At 70.1% G+C, this 17,140-nt stretch carries 15 protein-coding genes; 7 read left to right on the plus strand and 8 right to left on the minus strand.

What is annotated here, in order from left to right; genetic code table 11:
* Positions 1-13: 13 nt before the first annotated feature.
* From OG386_RS10355 to OG386_RS10370, 4 genes are all read left to right on the plus strand, one after another.
* On the plus strand, positions 14-1,282 hold the full coding sequence (locus tag OG386_RS10355; protein ID WP_328787874.1) for an ABC transporter substrate-binding protein: 1,269 nt from the start codon (positions 14-16) through the stop codon (positions 1,280-1,282).
* Between the two features lie 9 nt (positions 1,283-1,291).
* On the plus strand, positions 1,292-4,054 hold the full coding sequence (locus tag OG386_RS10360; protein WP_328787875.1) for an ABC transporter permease subunit: 2,763 nt from the start codon (positions 1,292-1,294) through the stop codon (positions 4,052-4,054).
* Positions 4,051-4,827, plus strand: coding sequence for an ABC transporter ATP-binding protein (locus OG386_RS10365; protein WP_328787876.1), 777 nt, complete (start codon positions 4,051-4,053; stop codon positions 4,825-4,827). The genes OG386_RS10360 and OG386_RS10365 overlap by 4 nt, the downstream gene beginning before the upstream one ends.
* 129 nt (positions 4,828-4,956) lie before the next feature.
* Positions 4,957-5,805 carry an aldo/keto reductase gene (locus OG386_RS10370; protein WP_328787878.1) on the plus strand — a complete coding sequence of 283 codons (849 nt, stop codon included), beginning with the start codon at positions 4,957-4,959 and terminating at the stop codon, positions 5,803-5,805.
* 57 nt (positions 5,806-5,862) lie between these two features.
* Here OG386_RS10370 and OG386_RS10375 read toward each other — a convergent pair whose 3' ends face one another.
* Both OG386_RS10375 and OG386_RS10380 read right to left on the minus strand, forming a co-directional pair.
* Positions 5,863-6,627: a class I SAM-dependent methyltransferase gene (locus tag OG386_RS10375; RefSeq protein WP_328787879.1), complete on the minus strand. Its 765-nt coding sequence runs from the start codon at positions 6,625-6,627 to the stop codon at positions 5,863-5,865.
* Positions 6,627-6,932 (minus strand): 4a-hydroxytetrahydrobiopterin dehydratase, encoded by a 306-nt coding sequence (locus tag OG386_RS10380; protein WP_328787880.1) that lies wholly within the window; start codon positions 6,930-6,932, stop codon positions 6,627-6,629. Before OG386_RS10380 ends, OG386_RS10375 begins: the two co-directional genes overlap by 1 nt.
* Before the next feature lie 174 nt (positions 6,933-7,106).
* Here OG386_RS10380 and OG386_RS10385 point away from each other — a divergent pair, with 174 nt between their 5' ends.
* Both OG386_RS10385 and OG386_RS10390 read left to right on the plus strand, forming a co-directional pair.
* Entirely contained in the window at positions 7,107-8,894 is a 1,788-nt protein-coding gene (locus OG386_RS10385) for a hydroxysqualene dehydroxylase (protein ID WP_328787882.1), read from the plus strand.
* Between the two features lie 24 nt (positions 8,895-8,918).
* Entirely contained in the window at positions 8,919-9,710 is a 792-nt protein-coding gene (locus OG386_RS10390) for a helix-turn-helix domain-containing protein (RefSeq protein WP_328787883.1), read from the plus strand.
* Here the strand turns inward: OG386_RS10390 and OG386_RS10395 are convergent.
* Together OG386_RS10395 and OG386_RS10400 are read right to left on the minus strand one after the other, a co-directional pair.
* Positions 9,696-10,118: a hypothetical protein gene (locus tag OG386_RS10395; RefSeq protein WP_328787884.1), complete on the minus strand. Its 423-nt coding sequence runs from the start codon at positions 10,116-10,118 to the stop codon at positions 9,696-9,698. The genes OG386_RS10390 and OG386_RS10395 overlap by 15 nt on opposite strands.
* A 231-nt stretch (positions 10,119-10,349) precedes the next feature.
* A complete protein-coding gene (locus OG386_RS10400; protein WP_328787885.1) occupies positions 10,350-10,673 on the minus strand; it encodes a tyrosine-type recombinase/integrase in 324 nt (107 codons plus the stop codon).
* Positions 10,674-11,139: 466 nt separating this feature from the next.
* Here OG386_RS10400 and OG386_RS10405 point away from each other — a divergent pair, with 466 nt between their 5' ends.
* Positions 11,140-11,544: a hypothetical protein gene (locus OG386_RS10405; protein ID WP_328787886.1), complete on the plus strand. Its 405-nt coding sequence runs from the start codon at positions 11,140-11,142 to the stop codon at positions 11,542-11,544.
* Between the two features lie 413 nt (positions 11,545-11,957).
* Here OG386_RS10405 and OG386_RS10410 read toward each other — a convergent pair whose 3' ends face one another.
* The 4 genes from OG386_RS10410 to OG386_RS10425 form a co-directional block, all read right to left on the minus strand.
* Complete coding sequence (locus OG386_RS10410; RefSeq protein ID WP_328787887.1) at positions 11,958-12,515, minus strand: PIN domain-containing protein; 558 nt, start codon at positions 12,513-12,515, stop codon at positions 11,958-11,960.
* A 3-nt stretch (positions 12,516-12,518) separates the two neighbouring features.
* A complete protein-coding gene (locus OG386_RS10415; RefSeq protein ID WP_328787888.1) occupies positions 12,519-12,977 on the minus strand; it encodes a helix-turn-helix domain-containing protein in 459 nt (152 codons plus the stop codon).
* Positions 12,978-15,090: 2,113 nt separating this feature from the next.
* Entirely contained in the window at positions 15,091-16,425 is a 1,335-nt protein-coding gene (locus OG386_RS10420) for a hypothetical protein (RefSeq protein WP_328787889.1), read from the minus strand.
* Between the two features lie 118 nt (positions 16,426-16,543).
* Positions 16,544-16,990, minus strand: coding sequence for a hypothetical protein (locus tag OG386_RS10425; RefSeq protein WP_328787890.1), 447 nt, complete (start codon positions 16,988-16,990; stop codon positions 16,544-16,546).
* Positions 16,991-17,140 lie beyond the last annotated feature (150 nt).

Consider the following 17,140-nt stretch of genomic DNA (forward strand, 5'->3'; position numbering starts at 1 on the left):
GGGGATCCCCGACATGTTGCGACCGATCCGCACCCTGGCCGCCGCGGCGGCGGCCCTCGCGCTCGTCTCCGCCTGCAACTCCGCCTCCACCAACGGAACCTCCCCCGGTGCACCCGGCGGCACGACGGGCAACTCCCGCGGAGTGAGCGACGACTCGATCAAGGTCGGCGGGATCGTGTCGATGACCAGCGCCAGCGGCTACAGCAAGAAGGACACCGACCTCGGGGCCAAGGCCCGTTACCTCCGGGCCAACGCAGAGGGCGGGATCAACGGACGCAAGATCGACTACCTCGGCGCGGAGGACGACGGTCAGGACCCCGCCAAGAACCTGGCCGCCGCCCGCAAACTCGTCCAGCAGGACAAGGTCTTCGCCGTCTCCCCCATGAGCTCGGTGACCTTCTCCGGGGCCGACTTCCTGGAGCAGGAGAAGGTCCCCACCTTCGGCTGGGGCACCCTGCCCGCCTTCTGCGGACCCCAGCACATCTACGGCTTCAACGGCTGCCTGGTCCCCACCCCCGGCGGCACCCTCAACCAGACCTGGCCCGAGGGCATCGGTCAGATCCTCGGCGGGGCCCGGGGGAAATCGGTCGCGATCATCGCCAACGACAGCGACGCCGGCAAGTTCGGCATCCGGACCTTCCAGCAGGGCTTCGCCAGCGCCGGGTTCAAGGTCTCCTACGCCAAGGCCTTCGTGCCCGCCACCGCCGTCCCGAGCGACTGGTCCGCGTACGTGAAGGAGATCCTCGCCGCCAACGACGGAAAGGCGCCGGACGCCGTCGTCTCCGTCATGCAGACCCCGAACAACATCGGACTGTTCACCGCGCTCAAGCGCAGCGGCTACCAGGGACTGCTCTCCGACCCGACCGACTACGACCCCGGGCTGCTCGCCAAGGACGCCACCAAGCAGGCCCTCGACGGGGTGCACGTGCTGCTGCAGTTCCAGCCCTTCGAGTCGACCGACCCGAAGATGGCGCAGTTCAAGGCCGACGTGAAGGCGGCCGCGGGCGGGCAGGACGTCCCGCTGAGCATGCACACCCTCACCGGGTACATGTCGGCCGACCTCTTCCTCTCCATCGCGCAGAAGGCCGGCAAGGAGCTGACCGTCGAGTCCTTCCAGGCCGCCGCACAGGGCTTCTCCGACACCGGCACGCTCGTCGGCGACCGCGCGGAGCCCAAGGGGCAGAAGGACAGCTTCGGCTGCGGAGCGCTCGTACAGCTGAAGAACGGTGCGTACGAGGTCTCCGTACCGTTCAAGTGCTACGAACCCATCCCCTTCAAGTAGGGCCGCGGCATGGGGGATCTGCTCGTCTTCGCACTGAGCGGTCTGGTCTCCGGCGCCCTGTACGCACTGCTCGCCACCGGGCTGGTGCTGTCGTACTCGGCGTCCGGACTGTTCAACTTCGCGCACGGGGCCACCGCCTACCTGTGCGCGCTCACCTTCTACGAGCTGCACTCGGGGCTGGGCTGGCCCGCCGTCCCGGCCGCCCTCCTGGTGGTCTTCGTCCTGGCCCCCGGTCTCGGCTGGGGGCTGGACCGGCTGATGTTCCGGCGGCTCGCCCGGGTCGGCGAGACCGCGCAGATCGTGGCCACCATCGGGCTGCTGGTGGCGCTGCCGGCCGCCGGGCTGTGGCTGGTGGAACTGCTGGCGGAGGCGGGCGCGCCGGTGAAGCCGGCGGAGAACCAGTTCGGGCTGCCGGGAGTGGGGCCCAGCCCCGCGCGGTCCTGGCAGCTCGCGGACGGCGTCGGCATCGACTCCGACCAGCTGATCACCTGGGTGGTGACGGCACTGGTGGCGGTGGCCCTGTGGGTGCTGATGCGGCACACGCGGCTGGGGCTGCAGCTGCGGGCAGCCGTCGACAACCGCTCGCTGACCGAACTGCGCGGCATCAGCGCCGACCGGCTGTCGTCGGTGGCCTGGATGATCGCGTCGGGCCTGGCGGGCCTCGCAGGTGTGCTGGCGACCCCGCTGCTCGGTCTGTCGGCGCACGACTTCACCCTCTTCCTGTTCGTGTCGGCCACGGCGGCGGTCATCGGACGGTTCGCTTCCGTGCCGCTCGCCTTCGCGGGCGGACTCGGGCTGGGGGTGCTGCAGAACCTGGTGGCGGGGTACGCGTCCTTCGCCGAGTCCGTCACCGGCTTCCGGACGGCCGTGCCCTTCCTGATCCTGTTCGGCGGGCTGCTGGTACTGACCCGTACGGCGCGGACGGCGGGGGTCGCGGCCGTGGACGAGCCGCCGGTCGACCATCTGGCCGGGGCCTCGTGGGGGCGACGGTGGGGGGTGTGGGCAGCGGGTGCGGCAGCGCTGTGCGTGGCGCTCTACACCGTGACCACCCCCTTCTGGAGCGGACTGCTGGCGCAGGGGCTGGCCATCGCGCTCGTGTTCATGTCCTTCACGGTGGTGACCGGGCTCGGGGCGATGGTGTCGCTGGCGCAGGGCACCTTCGTGACCGGCGCCGCGCTCGTGGCCGGGCTGCTCATGAGCCGGGGCTGGCCCTTCGTGGCCGCCCTGGCGGTGGGCACGTGCGCGGCGGCCCTACTGGGGGCGCTCGTCGCACTGCCGGCGCTGCGGCTGGGGGGCAGGTCCCTGGCCCTGGCCACGCTGGCGCTGGCCTTCCTGGCCGATCAGGTGCTGTTCCAGCTGCGCTGGCTGCGCAACGGCGATGCGGGATGGTCGATCCCGCGGCCGGTGTTCGGACCGGTGGACCTCTCCGACGACCGGGCGCTGGGGGTGGCCCTGGTGGTCCTGGTCGCGCTGGTGGCGGCCGGGCTGACCGCGCTGCGCCACTCCCCGTCGGGGCGGGCGATGCTGGCGGTCCGGTCGGCCCCGGCGGCGGCCGTCGCCTCGGGGGTCTCCGTACTGCGCACGAAACTGCTGCTGTTCACGCTGTCGGCGGGGCTGGCCGGGTTCGGGGGCGTGCTGTACGCGTCGTACAACACCCGGATCACGGCGACGGACTTCACGGCGATGACCGGGCTGGTGTGGCTGGCGGTGGTCGTGGCGGCGGGCGTGCGCCGGCCGCAGTACGCGGTGGTGGCCGGGCTGGTGTTCGCCGTCGCCCCGCGGGTGCTGGCGGACCACGTGACGGCGTCGGCGCACCTGCCGGTGATCCTGTTCGGGCTGGCGGGGTTGGCCCTGGCCAATGATCCGGACGGGTACTGCGCGGCGGTGCCGGTGCGGCTGGCGCGGCGGCGCGCCGCCACTTCCCGGGGCTCCGCCCCGGACCCCTCGGGGGCTCCGCCCCCGGACCCCCGCGCCTCGAACTCCCCCAGCTACCGCCGGGAGGGGCCCCCTGGCGAGGCTGAATCTGCCCTGCGGGCAAACCAGCCCGGCCTCGCGGGGCTGAGCCCCGAAAGTCCCGCAGGGCCTGCCCTGGAGCTGCGCGGCGTCACGGCCGGGTACGACGGGGGGCTCGTGCTGCACGGGGTCGATCTCACCGTCCGCGCGGGCGAGATCCTCGCCGTGCTCGGACCGAACGGGGCCGGGAAGAGCACCGCCTGCCGGGTCGCCGCCGGGCTGCTGCCGGTCGGGGCCGGGGCGGTGTACGTGGGCGGGCGGGACGCGACCCGGGACGGGGCCGTGCGCCGGTCGCGGGCCGGGGTGCTGCTCGCCCCCGAAGGACGCGGGATCTTCCCCGCGCTCACCATCGAGGAGAACCTGGCCCTGTACCTGGAAGACGCCGACGCCCGGGCCGCCGTCTACGCCCGCTTCCCGCGGCTCGCCGAGCGGCGCGCGATCCCCGCCGGAGCGCTCTCGGGCGGGGAGCAGCAAATGCTGGCCCTGGCTCCGCTGCTCCAGCGGCCGCCCGCGGTCCTGATCGCCGACGAACCTTTGCTCGGGCTCGCCCCGCGCGTGGTGGAGGAGGTGTACGCGCTGCTCACCGAGCTCCGCGACGCGGGGACGGCGCTGCTCCTGGTGGAGGAGAAGGCGGCCGAGATCCTCGGGATCGCCGACACCGTGGCCTACCTCTCCCAGGGGCGGGTCTCCTGGTGCGGCCCCCGGGCCGAGGTGGAGGCGGACCGGCTCACCGAGGCCTACCTGGGGATGGCGACATGAGCGGGAGCGGGTACGTACTGGAGGCCCGCGGGGTCGGTGTGCGCTTCGGCGGCGTCCGGGCGCTGACCGGGGTGGATCTCGGGGTGCGCGCGGGCGAGGTGTGCGGGCTGATCGGGCCGAACGGCGCCGGGAAGACCACGCTGTTCGACGTGCTGTCCGGGATCCGCCGCCCCGACCACGGGCGGCTGCTGCTGGACGGGGCGGACGTCACCCGCCGCTCCCCCGTCTGGCGGGCCCGGCACGGGATACGCCGGACGTTCCAGCGGCAGCAGTTGTTCGGCCAGCTGAGCGTGGCCGACAACATGCTGGTGGCGCAGGAGTGGCGGGGCGGCGGGGGCGGGCCGGCCGCCGATCTCCTGGCCCTGCCGGCCCGGCGGGCCCGGGAGCGCGAGCGCCGGGCCCGCGGCGAGCGGGTGCTGGCCGACTGCGGGATCGGCGCGCTCGGGGCCTCGTACGCCGGCGGGCTGCCCGTCGGGCAGGCCCGGATGGTGGAGCTGGCCCGTGCGGTGGCCGATCCGCCCCGGGTGCTGCTGCTGGACGAGCCGGCGTCGGGCATGTCCGCGCCCGAGCGCGGCCGGCTCGCGGAGGTCGTGCGGGTGCTGGCGGAGCGGGAGGGCTGCGCGGTGCTGCTGGTCGAGCACAACGTGGCCTTCGTGATGGAGCTGTGCGCGCGGGTCGTCGTACTGGATCTCGGGACGGTGCTGGCCGAGGGCACTGCGGCCGAGGTCCGGGCGAACCCGCTGGTGCGGGAGGCGTACCTCGGGACCGCGTGAGGGCGCGCACGGAAAGTTGGCGGGAATACGTCGTACGAGGGGCCGGTTATCGCCCCTTGTGCGACGCTCCACGACCGCCGCATCACCGCACCGACGCATCAACGCTCCGACGTGAGGGAACGACCAGACGTGAACCAGGTCCCCGCCATCAAGCTCAACAACGGCACGCTCATGCCCCAGCTCGGCTACGGCGTCTGGCAGGTGCCGGACGCGGAGGCGGAGCGCGCCGTCGGGACCGCCCTGGAGGTCGGTTACCGCAGCATCGACACGGCCGCCATCTACCGCAACGAGAAGGGCACGGGCAAGGCCGTCGCCGCTTCCGGGCTGCCGCGCGAGGAGCTGTTCGTCACCACCAAGCTGTGGAACGGCCCGAAGCAGACGTGGGGCCGGGACCAGGTGCTGCGCGCCTTCGACGACTCCCTCGCCAAGCTGCGCCTGGACCACGTCGACCTGTACCTGATCCACTGGCCGCGCCCGATGCGCGACGACTTCGTCGCCATCTGGAAGACCTTCGAGGAGATCGCGGCGAGCGGCCGCGCCAAGGCGGTCGGCGTGTCGAACTTCCGCCCGGCCGACCTTGAGCGGCTCGCCGCCGAGAGCGAGTTGGTCCCGGCCGTGAACCAGGTCGAGCTGCACCCGCTCTTCCCGCAGGCCGAGCTGCGCGCCGAGCACGCCGGCCGCGGAATCGCCACCGAGGCCTGGTCCCCGCTGGGCCAGGGCAAGGAGCTGCTGACGCTCCCGGCCGTGGCCGCGATCGCCGCCGCGTACGGCCGCAGCGCCGCGCAGGTGGTGCTGCGCTGGCACCTGCAGCACGGGAACATCGTGATCCCGAAGTCGGTGACCCCCGCGCGCATCCGGGAGAACCTGGACGTGTTCGGCTTCGAGCTGGCGGCCGCCGACATGGCGGCGCTGGACGCCCTGGGCGCGGGCGCGGCGGGCCGGCGGATCGGGCCGGACCCGGCCGAGTTCGACGTGTGACGCGATCCGGGTCCGGGTCCGGGTCTGGGTCCGGGTCCGGTCAGCCCTCCGCGCGGGTCAGACGCGTACGAAGCTCCGTATGCGGTACGTCGGCTCCGCGCGCGGGACGTCCTGGTCCGGCAGCAGTTCCAGCCGGGCCGCCAGCTCCTGCGCGGTGATGCCGCGCGGGACGATCCGGGAGGCGTACCGGCCCGCGAGCAGGGACTCGGCGGAGCCGCGCGGGGTACGGCCCTGGCCGTGGCCGGTGAAAAGCGCCTCGCCGACCGCGAGCAGGCCCGCCCTGGCCGCGTAGGCCTCGACCTCCCCGGAGGCGTCCGAGGGGGTCGGGGTCAGGTGCGCGGCGAAGACGGCGTCGATGTCGCTGCCGACGTCGTGCGCCGAGTCCTTGTCCACGGTGGCGAGGAAGACCCCGCCGGGCCGCAGCACCCGGGCGGCCTCGGCGATCACCGCCGGCACCAGTCCCGGCTCGCGCAGCAGGTGCAGCAGCCACACCGCGCTGACCGCGTCCAGGGACTGCGACCGGACCGGCAGCCGGGCCGCATCGGCGAGGGTCACCGGGATGCCGCGCCGCACCGCTATCGCGGCCATGCCGTGGGAGGCGTCCGCGCCCAGGACGCGTAGGGCGGGGCGCCTGATCCGGCTGGTGACGATGCCGGTGCCGCAGCCGATGTCGAGGAGGGTCTGCGCGTCCGCGGGGAGCAGCTCGAGAACGGCGGCGGCCGCGGCTTCGGCGCGCGGGACGCCGCCGCGGGTGGTGTCGTAGGCCTCGGCCTCGGCGTCGTAGTCGAGCAGGGATCTCACGGACGGTATGTGCGTGGTCATCAGCTCGCGCCGTGGGCCGGGGCGAGGGCCTCGACGCGTTCGGCGAGGGCGAAGTCGGACTCCGTCACCACACCACCGGCATCGTGGCTGTTCACGGAGAGCCGGACCGTGTTGTAGCCGAGGGTCAGGTCGGAGTGGTGGTTCAACTCATCCTGGACGGTGGCGATATGGACGACGAGGGCGCTCGCGGCGAAATGCGTGCCCAGCCGGTAGGTGCGGAAGATCCGGTCGTCCTCGAAGGCCCAGCCGGGGAGCTCCCGCAACCGGTCCTCGATCTCCTTCTGTGACAACGGCTCACTCGGCATGCACCGGCTCCTTTTCCCCGTGACGTGTAGTCAAGGTTCCCACAGTGCACACCGGACCAATCCTTTCGCGCCATAGTGCGCTCGGGTGCTCCTGCACCTTCCGGGTCCGTCGCACCCCCCATAGGCTCCTGCACCGAACACACTGTTACCGGCGGTAACGAGGGGGCATCCGTCATGGCGGGCACAGGAAGTTCCAGGCGTACGTTCATCGCGGGCGCGGGCGCGGCGGCCGCCGCCGGGGCGGTCCCGGCCGGGGCCGGGGCGACTCCAGCGGCAGCCGCCGGGACCGGACCGGCTCCCGCCGGACGGCGCGTCGCGGTGCTCGGCGGCGGGGTGGCGGGCCTGACGGCGGCGCACGAACTCGCCGAGCGCGGATACGCCGTGACCGTGTACGAGCGCCGGGCCCTCGGCGGCAAGGCGCGCAGCATGGACGTACCCGGAAGCGCCCGCGGCGGGCGCCGGCCACTGCCCGCCGAGCACGGCTTCCGCTTCATCCCCGGCATTTACCACAACCTGCCCGACACCATGCGGCGCATCCCGTTCCCCGGGAACGCGGCCGGGGTGTGGGACAACCTCGTCGCCCCGCGCGAGATGATGTTCGCCCGGGCGGCCGGGCGCGAGGACCTGCGCGGACCGATCCCGTGGCCCGGTCACTCCCCCGCCGAGCTGACGCCCGAGGAGATCCGGCGCGCCCTCGCCGGCATCCTGCAGACGCTCGTCCGGCTCCCGCCGCACGAGACGGCGTACTTCGTCGACCGCGTGCTGGTCTTCCTGACCAGCTGCGACGAGCGGCGCGAGGAGGTCTGGGAGCGGACGCCCTGGTGGGACTTCGTGCGCGCGGAGCGGATGTCGAACGAGTACCGGCGCATCCTCGCCGTCGGCATCACCCGCAACATCGTGGCGACCAAGGCCGAGGAGGCCTCCACCCGTACGGTCGGCACCCTCGGCGAGGCCTTCGTCCTCAACCTGCTGGGGCGCGGGGCGGACGGCCCGCCCGACCGGATCCTCAACCTGCCGACCAACGAGGCCTGGATCGACCCCTGGGAGGCCCATCTGCGCTCCCTCGGCGTGGAGTTCAGGATCGGCTGGACCGTGCGGGAGGTGCGGTACGCGGGCGGTCGGGTGAGCGGGGTCGCCGTCGAGGGCCCGGACGGCGCCGGGCGGACCGTCACCGCCGACCACTACGTGAGCGCGCTGCCCGTCGAGCACGCCCGCCGCACCTGGAGCGCGGCGCTACGGGCCGCCGATCCGATGCTGGGGCGCTGCGACGCGCTGGAGACGGACTGGATGACCGGCATCCAGTTCTATCTGACCGAACGGGCCGAGCTGGTGCACGGCCACCTCAACTGCATCGACTCCCCCTGGTCGTTGACGGCGATCCAGCAGGCCGAGCACTGGCCGTCCCGAGACTTCCCGGCCGACTACGGCGACGGGACGGCGGTCGACTGCCTGTCGGTGGACATCTCCGAGTGGGACAAACCGGGGATCCTGTACGGAAAGACGGCCAAGCAGTGCACGCGCGAGGAGGTGGCGCGCGAGGTGTGGGCCCAGCTGAAGGCCTCCCTCAACGACACCGGGCGGACCCTGCTGACCGACTCCACGCTGCACTCGTGGTTCCTGGACCCGGGCGTGGACGGGCTCGGCACCCCGCACCCCACCAACCAGGACGAGCTGTTGATCCACCCGGTCGGCACCCTGCACAACCGACCGAGCGCGGGCACCCGCATCCCGAACTTCTTCCTCAGCGGGGACTACGTCGCCGTCGACATCGACCTCGCGACGATGGAAGGGGCCAACGCCTCGGCGCGCGCGGCCGTCAACTCCCTGCTGGACCACGACGGTTCCGACGCCCCGCGGTGCACCGTCCATCCGATGTACCGGGCGCCGGAACTGGAGCCCGCCAAACGGCACGACCGGTGGCGCTACCGTCTCGGCCTGCGGAACGTCTTCGACCTGGGCTGACCCCTCTCGGCTAACGTCGTACGCATGACGACGACGAGTGTGGGCACCCTGCTGCGCGCCTGGCGGGAGCGGCGCGGCATCAGCCAGCTGGAGCTGGCGGGCCGCGCCGACTCCTCGTCCCGGCACATCAGCTTCATCGAAACGGGCCGGTCCCGGCCGAGCGAGGAGATGGTGCTGCGGCTCGCCGGCCATCTCGACGTACCGATGCGGGAGCGCAACTCCCTGCTGCTCGCGGCGGGTTACGCCCCGCGCTATGCGCACACCGCGCTGGACGACCCGGCGATGGAGACGCTGCGCGAGGGCATCGCCCGCCTGCTGGCCGGGTACGAGCCCTACCCGGCCCTGGTCGTGAACGCCGTGTACGACGTCGTCGCCGCCAACCGGGGCATCGCGATGCTGCTGGACGGGCTACCGGAGCACCTGCTGACCCCGCCGCTGAACGCCATGCGGATCACCTTGCACCCCGAGGGCCTGGCCCCGCGGATCCACAACCTCAAGGAGTGGCGCGGGCACCTGCTGGCGCAGATGGAGCGGCAGATCGCACTGGCCCGCTCCGAGCCGCTGCGCGCCCTGTACGAGGAGGTGTCGGCCTATCCGGTCGCCGAGCGCCCGGGCGGCGACGGCGCTCCGGAGGAGTCCACCCCGTACATCGCGCTGCCGCTGGTCATCGAGCACGACGGGCACCTGTTGTCGTTCGTGTCGTCCATCGCGACCTTCAATACGCCGATGGACGTGACCGTCGCCGAGCTGGCCATCGAGACGATGCTCCCGGCCGACCCGGCGACGGTGAAGTACCTGCGCTCACTGGGAGGCTGAGCCCGAACGCAGGGCGAGCTGCTGGAGCACGGCGAAGCCGGCCACGGTGACGGCCTGCGCCGGGATCCACAGCAGCCCGGCGGTGGTGGGCTCGAACCAGAGGGCCAACGACGCCAGGCTGAGGGCGGCCCAGGCGTAGTTCGTCTCGACGACGAGCTTCACGGGCAGGACGGGCGGCTGCGGCCGCGAGGCGAGCCATCCGACGCCGGCCCCGTACGCGACGAGGAGGATCCCCAGTTCCAGCAACAGCCCCTGCCCGACCCCGAGCAGCCGGCCGAGCGGGGCGGACAGGGCGACGTACGCGAGCCCGTTGGCGGTGGTGACGACCGAGTCGAGGGCGAGGATCCGGCGCAGGGCGGTCTGCGGGACGCGATTGCGGGTGAAGCCGGCGAGCGGGGTCGCGGACATGGGAATCAGCCTCCATCGAGGTCGAACGGCCAGGCGGGACACGGATCCCGGGACCGAGTGCGCGGCCCCGGAACCCGATGCGTCCACTGTGCCGGGGTCCGCGAGGAGGGTCGATTACCCCGGAGGTAATCCCAATTGGGGCAGGCATGCGCCGTTGCCCCCAGGTCAGCCCCTCGCGCCAGGCGAAGACCTGGCACAAGAGAGCCAAACTGGGGGCCACGCAGGGTCAGATCAGCCCTCGGGGCCACCGGATAGCGCCGCTCCTCTCCCAGATCCGAAGATCTCGTCCATGGCCTGCGCGCCATCTCTGATGACGGGCTGAAGCTGCTTGCGGTACACCCGTTCCGTCGTGTGCGTTCCGCTGTGTCCGACGACGAGGGCGATCACCTCGATGGGAATGCCGTGAGCGGACAGCAGCGATACACAGCTCGTGCGGAGCATCCGGACTGTCCACTTCTCGGGACTCTTCACGCCGGCCTCGCGTAGCAACGAACGGAAGTTGCGTAATACGTTGGTCGACGTTCGCTGCTTCCCGTGGTCGTCGGGAAAAACCAACCCTTCCGTGCTCCAGACCTTCCCCGCATCCCTGAACTGAATCGGTCATCTGCTGGCCGACTACCCGTTCCAGACCGACCACCAGGCCTATGAACACGCTGCGCTGCGGTGAAGGTTCCCTACTACATCAAGGCACCCGCCGCGCACAGCGCGGCGCGCGCGGCGCGTCGCCCGGGCCTGCGCTCCTGTCTCCGCCCCGCTCCAGCCCGGCCGCCGGCGCGTTGTGGTGCGTGCAGGAGCTCCCATCCCGCTGCCATCGACCCAGGCAAGCCGAGCAGACAGGGCTCCTGGCGTCCGCTCCACAAACGTGTGGGTCGACGGCAGACGGGTTGGGAGCTGGGTCGAGTGGTTAAGGCAGCTCGCAAGCGGCTCGTGGCAGGCGGCGTTGACGGTTTGCTCGGCCTTGGACCCGAGGGATCTTTCCAACCACGTCATTTCATGCTTCGCAGATCGCTAGCGTGCTGGTATGGCAGACAAGACCGACGGTTGGCAGACCGTCTACGGCGCGCTGGACAGTTCCACCCTGCTCTCCCTTCTTCCTGTGCTGAAGGAAGGCAGGGAGAAGGCCACGGAGATGTTGAAGATGGAGTCTCGCAGCCACGAGGACTCGGAGGGAGCGGACGCCTACTCCGCGCAGCTGTGGGGTGAAGCGCTGGCCACCTTCGACGCTCGGATCAGTGCCGATGATCCGGCGAGGCCGAAGCTCGCGGAGCTGCGGGACAAGGTGCAGGAGGTACTCGGCCAACAGGTGGCCCGGACCAATCAGAGCAAGCGCGATACTCGGGTCACCGAGTTCCTGTGGGCTCATCAGCAGCGCGAGCTTTGGATCAAAGAAGAGCTAGCCCGTCGCGGCCTGTTGCCAACATTCTGATCAGCTTTGGGACGCAGGTCAGTGACGGTGAGCCCGAGGTGCGCGTGCAGGCCGCGGGGTTGGGGCGACTAGGTGGTGACTGCCGGTCGGCACCGCTGCCCTGATCCCGAGGGCAGCACGGTTCTGGGCGGTGCCCATCAGGTCAACGGCACCGACCTCGAAGGAGCACACCATGGCCTGCAACCACGGCTACGACCCCCGCGACTACGCCGACTAACGCTCCCGGGGCCCCGGCGCGAGTCGGGGCCCGCAGGGTCTGCGCTATGGCAGTGTCGTACCGCAACCTCCCCCGGTCGCCGGGACCCCGGAAGGGCATTGAAGCCGCCGGTGTAACCCGTTACGGACCGATCCGGATAGAGCTACGGATCGGAAGGGCAGCGTATCCGGTGAATCTCAGGGGCGCCCAAGTAGCACTAATTCAAGGCCCGCAGGGCGGCTACCGAAGAGACAAGGCCGGTTCGTTCGAGACTTTCGATCAGATCCGCAACAGCCAGAGGCGGTTTCTTGCACCCATCGGAAATTTGCTGAAGAACCGCATATATAATCTGCGGATTCAGGTCGATCTGCGCCTCCAAGAATGCATCAGGATGGATCGCTTCTACATCCCATGGAGCCAGAGCCTCTTGCGGAAAATCCTTCAGGTTGAAAGTGACGATCGCCTGCGCTTTCGCGCGTATCGCCGCCGCCAGGACGTGGCGATCGTCAGGGTCCGGCAGTTCTATTGCATCAATAAGGGGCTCGTATCCGATGACCATACAGTCTCGAATCGCCCCCTTCATGGCACTGCGCGTGCGACTCAAACGCTCTGGGCTCAGGTCGGGCCGGTTAGCCTCGAGACTCCGGAACGTCTCGTCAAGGATCGCGTCCGTCCACTTAGCTTGCACCAGGCCTGCAGCGCCAACCCGGATGAGCACGTCACGCAGGACGCTCGGATAGAGCACATTGGCGTCATAAATGGCGACGAATGCCATTGACTACATCAATCCCATCTCCTGGCCGAGCTCCGTAAGCTCATCGGCGGCAGCGCGGCGCCTGCGGTCATCCTGCTGCTTGTACTCCACGAGCGATGACGCTTTGATCCTGCGGTGAGTCCCGACGTTCCGATACTCGATCTCGCCGGCGTTCAGTAGTCCGACAAGGAAGGGTCGGGAAACGTTGAGCATGTCCGCGGCCTGCTGGGTGGTTAGCTCAGCATCCGCTGGCACAACAGAGACACCGCGGCCAGCCCCCAGGTGCGCAAGAAGGCCGGCCAAGAGCTCGACCGCCTCGCGAGGAAGGGTCAGCTGCTCGGGTTCGCCGTCCTCGACGGTGACTGTGATCTCGCGACGGTCCTTGTGCGCTTCCAGGTAGCTGCGAACCCGCTGCAGCGCTCGGTTCGTGGACGCAGTTTGCTCGGGGGGGATCGTCACTGGCCTGATGTCTGTCTTGGTCATCTCACACCCCTCGCTGCTCAGGTAGACAGTATGCCTGCGATGGCTAGTCACAGTATCCGAAACAGTCGAAATAAGCGCAACATCTAGATGACGCCATCTGGTGGCTGGAATCTTCCCCACACCTGGCCTGAGCAGGCGTTTTGTCGACTTCTCGTACCTAATGTCGAGCGTTCAACGTCACGTGTGTCAACCTCACTGGCACCTCATGGAAGCCTGTCCTCTGGTGACGCAGAGGCCGTGATCTGGGGATGAGCCGGTGCGATAGCTCAGACAGTGCTGCAAGCCCACGAGTAGCCGTCGCCGACCTGGGAGTGAGCGGGGAGTCGCGGCTATTCGTGGACCGGCATGGCAGGAGAGACCACATATGGGACCTGACCTGCAGAAATACCCGAGACGCGCGGGGCCTCCGGAGTTGCATGCCCCGCTGTGCTCCAGTGCGCGCCTTCCCAGCCGACGCAGGTGGCGAGACGCTGCCAGCGTCCGTGCGGCTGCAAGGGAGGGGGCGAGGCGAAGTGACCCAGCCGAAGTGTGGGGCCGCGAAAAAATTGGCCGGTGGCGACGCCGGCCATCGTGGGCAGCGGCCAGTGCTACCAGCATCAGGGCGACTGGACAGCCCGCGGGGAGGCAGACCGCGAGGAGGCGGCAGCCAAGGCTAAGAAGCAGGGGCTTCGGAAGAAGAAGTGGTCCTGGTGGTGACCGACTACTGACATCCGCAACTGACATCACCGTTGGTGGATCGTGGCACTCACAAGCCGCCTAGGGAGGGCTCTGCGGCTTGGGCTCGGTCCGTGAATGGTAGTCGCCGGGCGAGCTTACAAAGCAGATGTCGGCGGTTCGAAACCGTCCGCGCCCACCAGAACGAAGCCCCTCCGATCCCGGCGGGGCTTCTGCATCCAAACCTGACGTCAACGGGCGGCTATCCCACCCTGCACGGAGCCGGAGCCGCAAAGGTGCTTTCCCCGTTGAAGACGCGGCGAGCAGCTGTGGTCATTCTCCCGACCGCCTCCCGTCGGGCACTCCCTGCTTGCTCAACGGCTTCCCAAGATTCCTGAGCCTGATGGTGCGCCAAAATAACAGCCAGCTCGTGGTCGAGGCTTCGGCGCGCTTGAGCAGCCGCAAGAGCGACGCCCTCCGGCCCTTCGACGCTCACGATCGCCTCATGCTCGATTACCTCGTTCAGAGCTTGTTGCGCGCCCTCACGGCGATCTCGGTATTCGTCCGCAGTGATGCCCACCTCGCTCACGCGGACAACCAGCCCCGCTGTGCGCACAGCAGCAGAAATGAACTTTGCGTACGCCTCCCGCCTCGCTGCACGAGCCTCAGACTCTCGTTGCGCAGATTGAGTACCTACTGCTAGTTCGCGCTGGATGTTTGCCTGATGGCGTACCCCTCTCACGGCCAACCACGCGGCAATGCCGGCAGCTGCAAATGACGAAGCCGAGGGGATGATGGTCTCTACTACTCCACTCACCCTCAGATCACACCAAACCTGGGCCCACCGGTGCAGCCGAACACCAGAATCAGGACTCCCCCGGCCGCCGCAGCGCCGTCGGGGGACAGACGGGCGGCCAACACTCCTGCCCCGCCAGCTCTGCGGACTATTCGTGGACGGGCGAGGCGGCGGATGTCGCCTCCAGGCCCTTGGCCTCGCGATACGCGTAGCGCACACGGGGCCTCCGGAGCCGTGATCAGAGGCGAAGCTCCCCGATTGCGGTGCCGCCTGTGGGCCGTCGGAGGGTGGCTGGAGGTAATTGGCAACGACCAATGGCTGCCAACCGGGGCCCAGTTGGGGCAAGGAGGGGAGGTGACCTGCCTGGTGGGCGGAGGGGGCATGGCTTCCTGTGCAACAAGAAGCGTGGGTGCGCTTACGGGGGAGCCAATCGGGGAGCCACCGACGGCAACTCAGTGTGGATCTGTATGGACTGGCATGGACGGCTTGGGGTGCGAGCTGATGACAGTCGCGCCCTTCCCTGCACGTCCCCGGCCGGGGCTCGTTACCCCGGAGGTAACGGGCCCCCTCCGGGGTGTGCTCAGGGGGTGCCGGCCCTTGCCCGTGCCAGTTGCCGGCCGGGCGACCGGGCGTACCGCCCGCCGGACGCGTGGACGATCGCGTTCAGGCGAGCACGTCGTCTTCACGGCCGGGCCAAGCGAGCGTGATCCCGACGCGCTCGCACAGGGCGACCCACCGCGACTCCAACGGCTCGCGCTCCACCCAGAGAACGGCGCGCACGGAGTCCGCCCTGTCCTTGAGCCTGTCGTGGTAGTCGAGGAGTTGCCCGATGCCCGTGCGCAGCTGACGCGTCTCGTTGGCCGGCGTCAGCGACTTCACTTCGCACACCGTCAGCCCGGCAGCGGTCAGCCGCCACCCGAGGTCGAAGTCGGGGTCGCCGATGCCCGGTGAGAGCACCTCCAGTCCGTGCGCGGCGGCCGCCTTCGCCAAGTCGTTCTGCAGCTTGCGGTGCGCCTTGAGGTTCCTCCCCACGAGATCGGAGTCGGAGGGGCTGAGCTGGGCGGGGGACGGCTCTACCGATTCGTCCGCCACGCGGTATCCGCAACCGACGGGGACGCTCGCCGGCTGAGTGGTGCTGCCGACCGGCGCCAGGTGGAACCGGATGACCTTGCGCAGCGGCCCGCCGCCCGTCTCCGGGGCCTCACCCCACGAATACGGCTGCTCCGGGTCCACCGCGAACTCGCCGACGTAGCGGACGACTCCGCGCGACCCTTCGAAGAGCCGCAACGCGAGCCCCAGGCTGACGTGGTCCCGGGTGGAGGCGTTCCCCAGGCTGTCGAAGGTCTGCGGCCCGATCTGGCCGTCCCCCGTGTAGTGGAACGTGCCGTCCTCGGCCCACTTGTCGAAGTAGCCGTGCTGGTGACCCGTCTTCGGATCGCTGAACAACAGCACGTTGTCCGATTTGGCGCACTTGCTGATGCCGCCCTGGCGGCTACCGCCGTACCGGTCGTGCAGCTCCTTGCGCTTGATGGTCTGGCCCGGGAGGAGGTGCCAAGCGGGCGCCGCGTTCTCGGCCTGCCCCTCAGCGAAGGCCTCTTCGAAGGCGCTCCACTGCTCCTCCGTCACCCGGTGCGGGTTCGTGGCGAACAGGGAGCCCAGCGGGGACCCCTCCTGAAAGCGCGCGTCCTCCTGGAAACGCTGACGCGGGACCGCCCGCCCCAGCCACTCGTCCATGACCAGCGGCGCGTACCAGCGCGTTCCGGGGTCTTCTTGCCAGTACTCGTCGGGGGCGCTCGCCTGCTGCGTCGGGGCGCCGGTGATGCGCCCCCTGCCGACGAGGCCGCCCCGGGGCCCCGTCACCCACATGACGAACCGGTCGCCGGCGGCCAGGTGCTTGAGGTACCGCCCGACGCTCCAGGAACTGAGTTCGTGGCCGTCCTTCCGGTACCTGTCGAGCTCGAACATCTCCTGGTTGCAGGCCAGAAGCCACGTCGCCATACCCACCCCCGTCGGGTCAAGGACATCAACTGCACGAGGCTACGGCAGAGCACTGACAACCCGCGGAGCCCGCCCGCCCCGCGCACCTGCACTCCCGCCCCGGAGGCGCCGTGCGGTCTCAGGGGTGATCCTGCAAGGCCGCGTAGGCCCGCTCGATCTCGCCCAGGTACTGCTCCAGGTGGAAGCGGACCTCTTCGACGGTGGTGTCGTCGGGGCCCGCGTACATGAGGTCGGACCAGATGACCGTCCCGCCCCGGAGCCGAACCCGGATGGTCAGCGGGTCCGGCCCTGGCCCGGGCCGGACTTCGGTGGCCACGACCGCGCTGCGCGGCATGTCCGTCGGATGGAGCGGCCCGCCCGGCCGGAGCAGTTGCCGCGGGTGGAGTCCGGCCGTCCCGCTGTTGCTGCCCGCCACCACGTCGATGCCGTCGACGAAGAGGTAGGTGTGGACGTCCGTGCACACCGGAGGCCCGGGGCACGCGCTGATGAGCAGCGTGCTCGTCTTGCCGTCGCTCTGCCTGTGGGGCGCGGTGGCCCTGAGCGCACGCGGGGCCCTACGCGGCATCCGACTGAGGTGAGGTCATGGGTCGATCGTAAACGGATCAGGAGCGACCAGCTGCCTCATCCGCCCTACAGCCGAAGCCTGTTATTCCGGTTTGGCGACGGCGGAGGGACCCCAACCCTTTTTGAGCTGTACGGCAGGAAACGTTGGGGT

The organism is Streptomyces sp. NBC_00273, assembly GCF_036178145.1.
Lineage (GTDB): Bacteria > Actinomycetota > Actinomycetes > Streptomycetales > Streptomycetaceae > Streptomyces.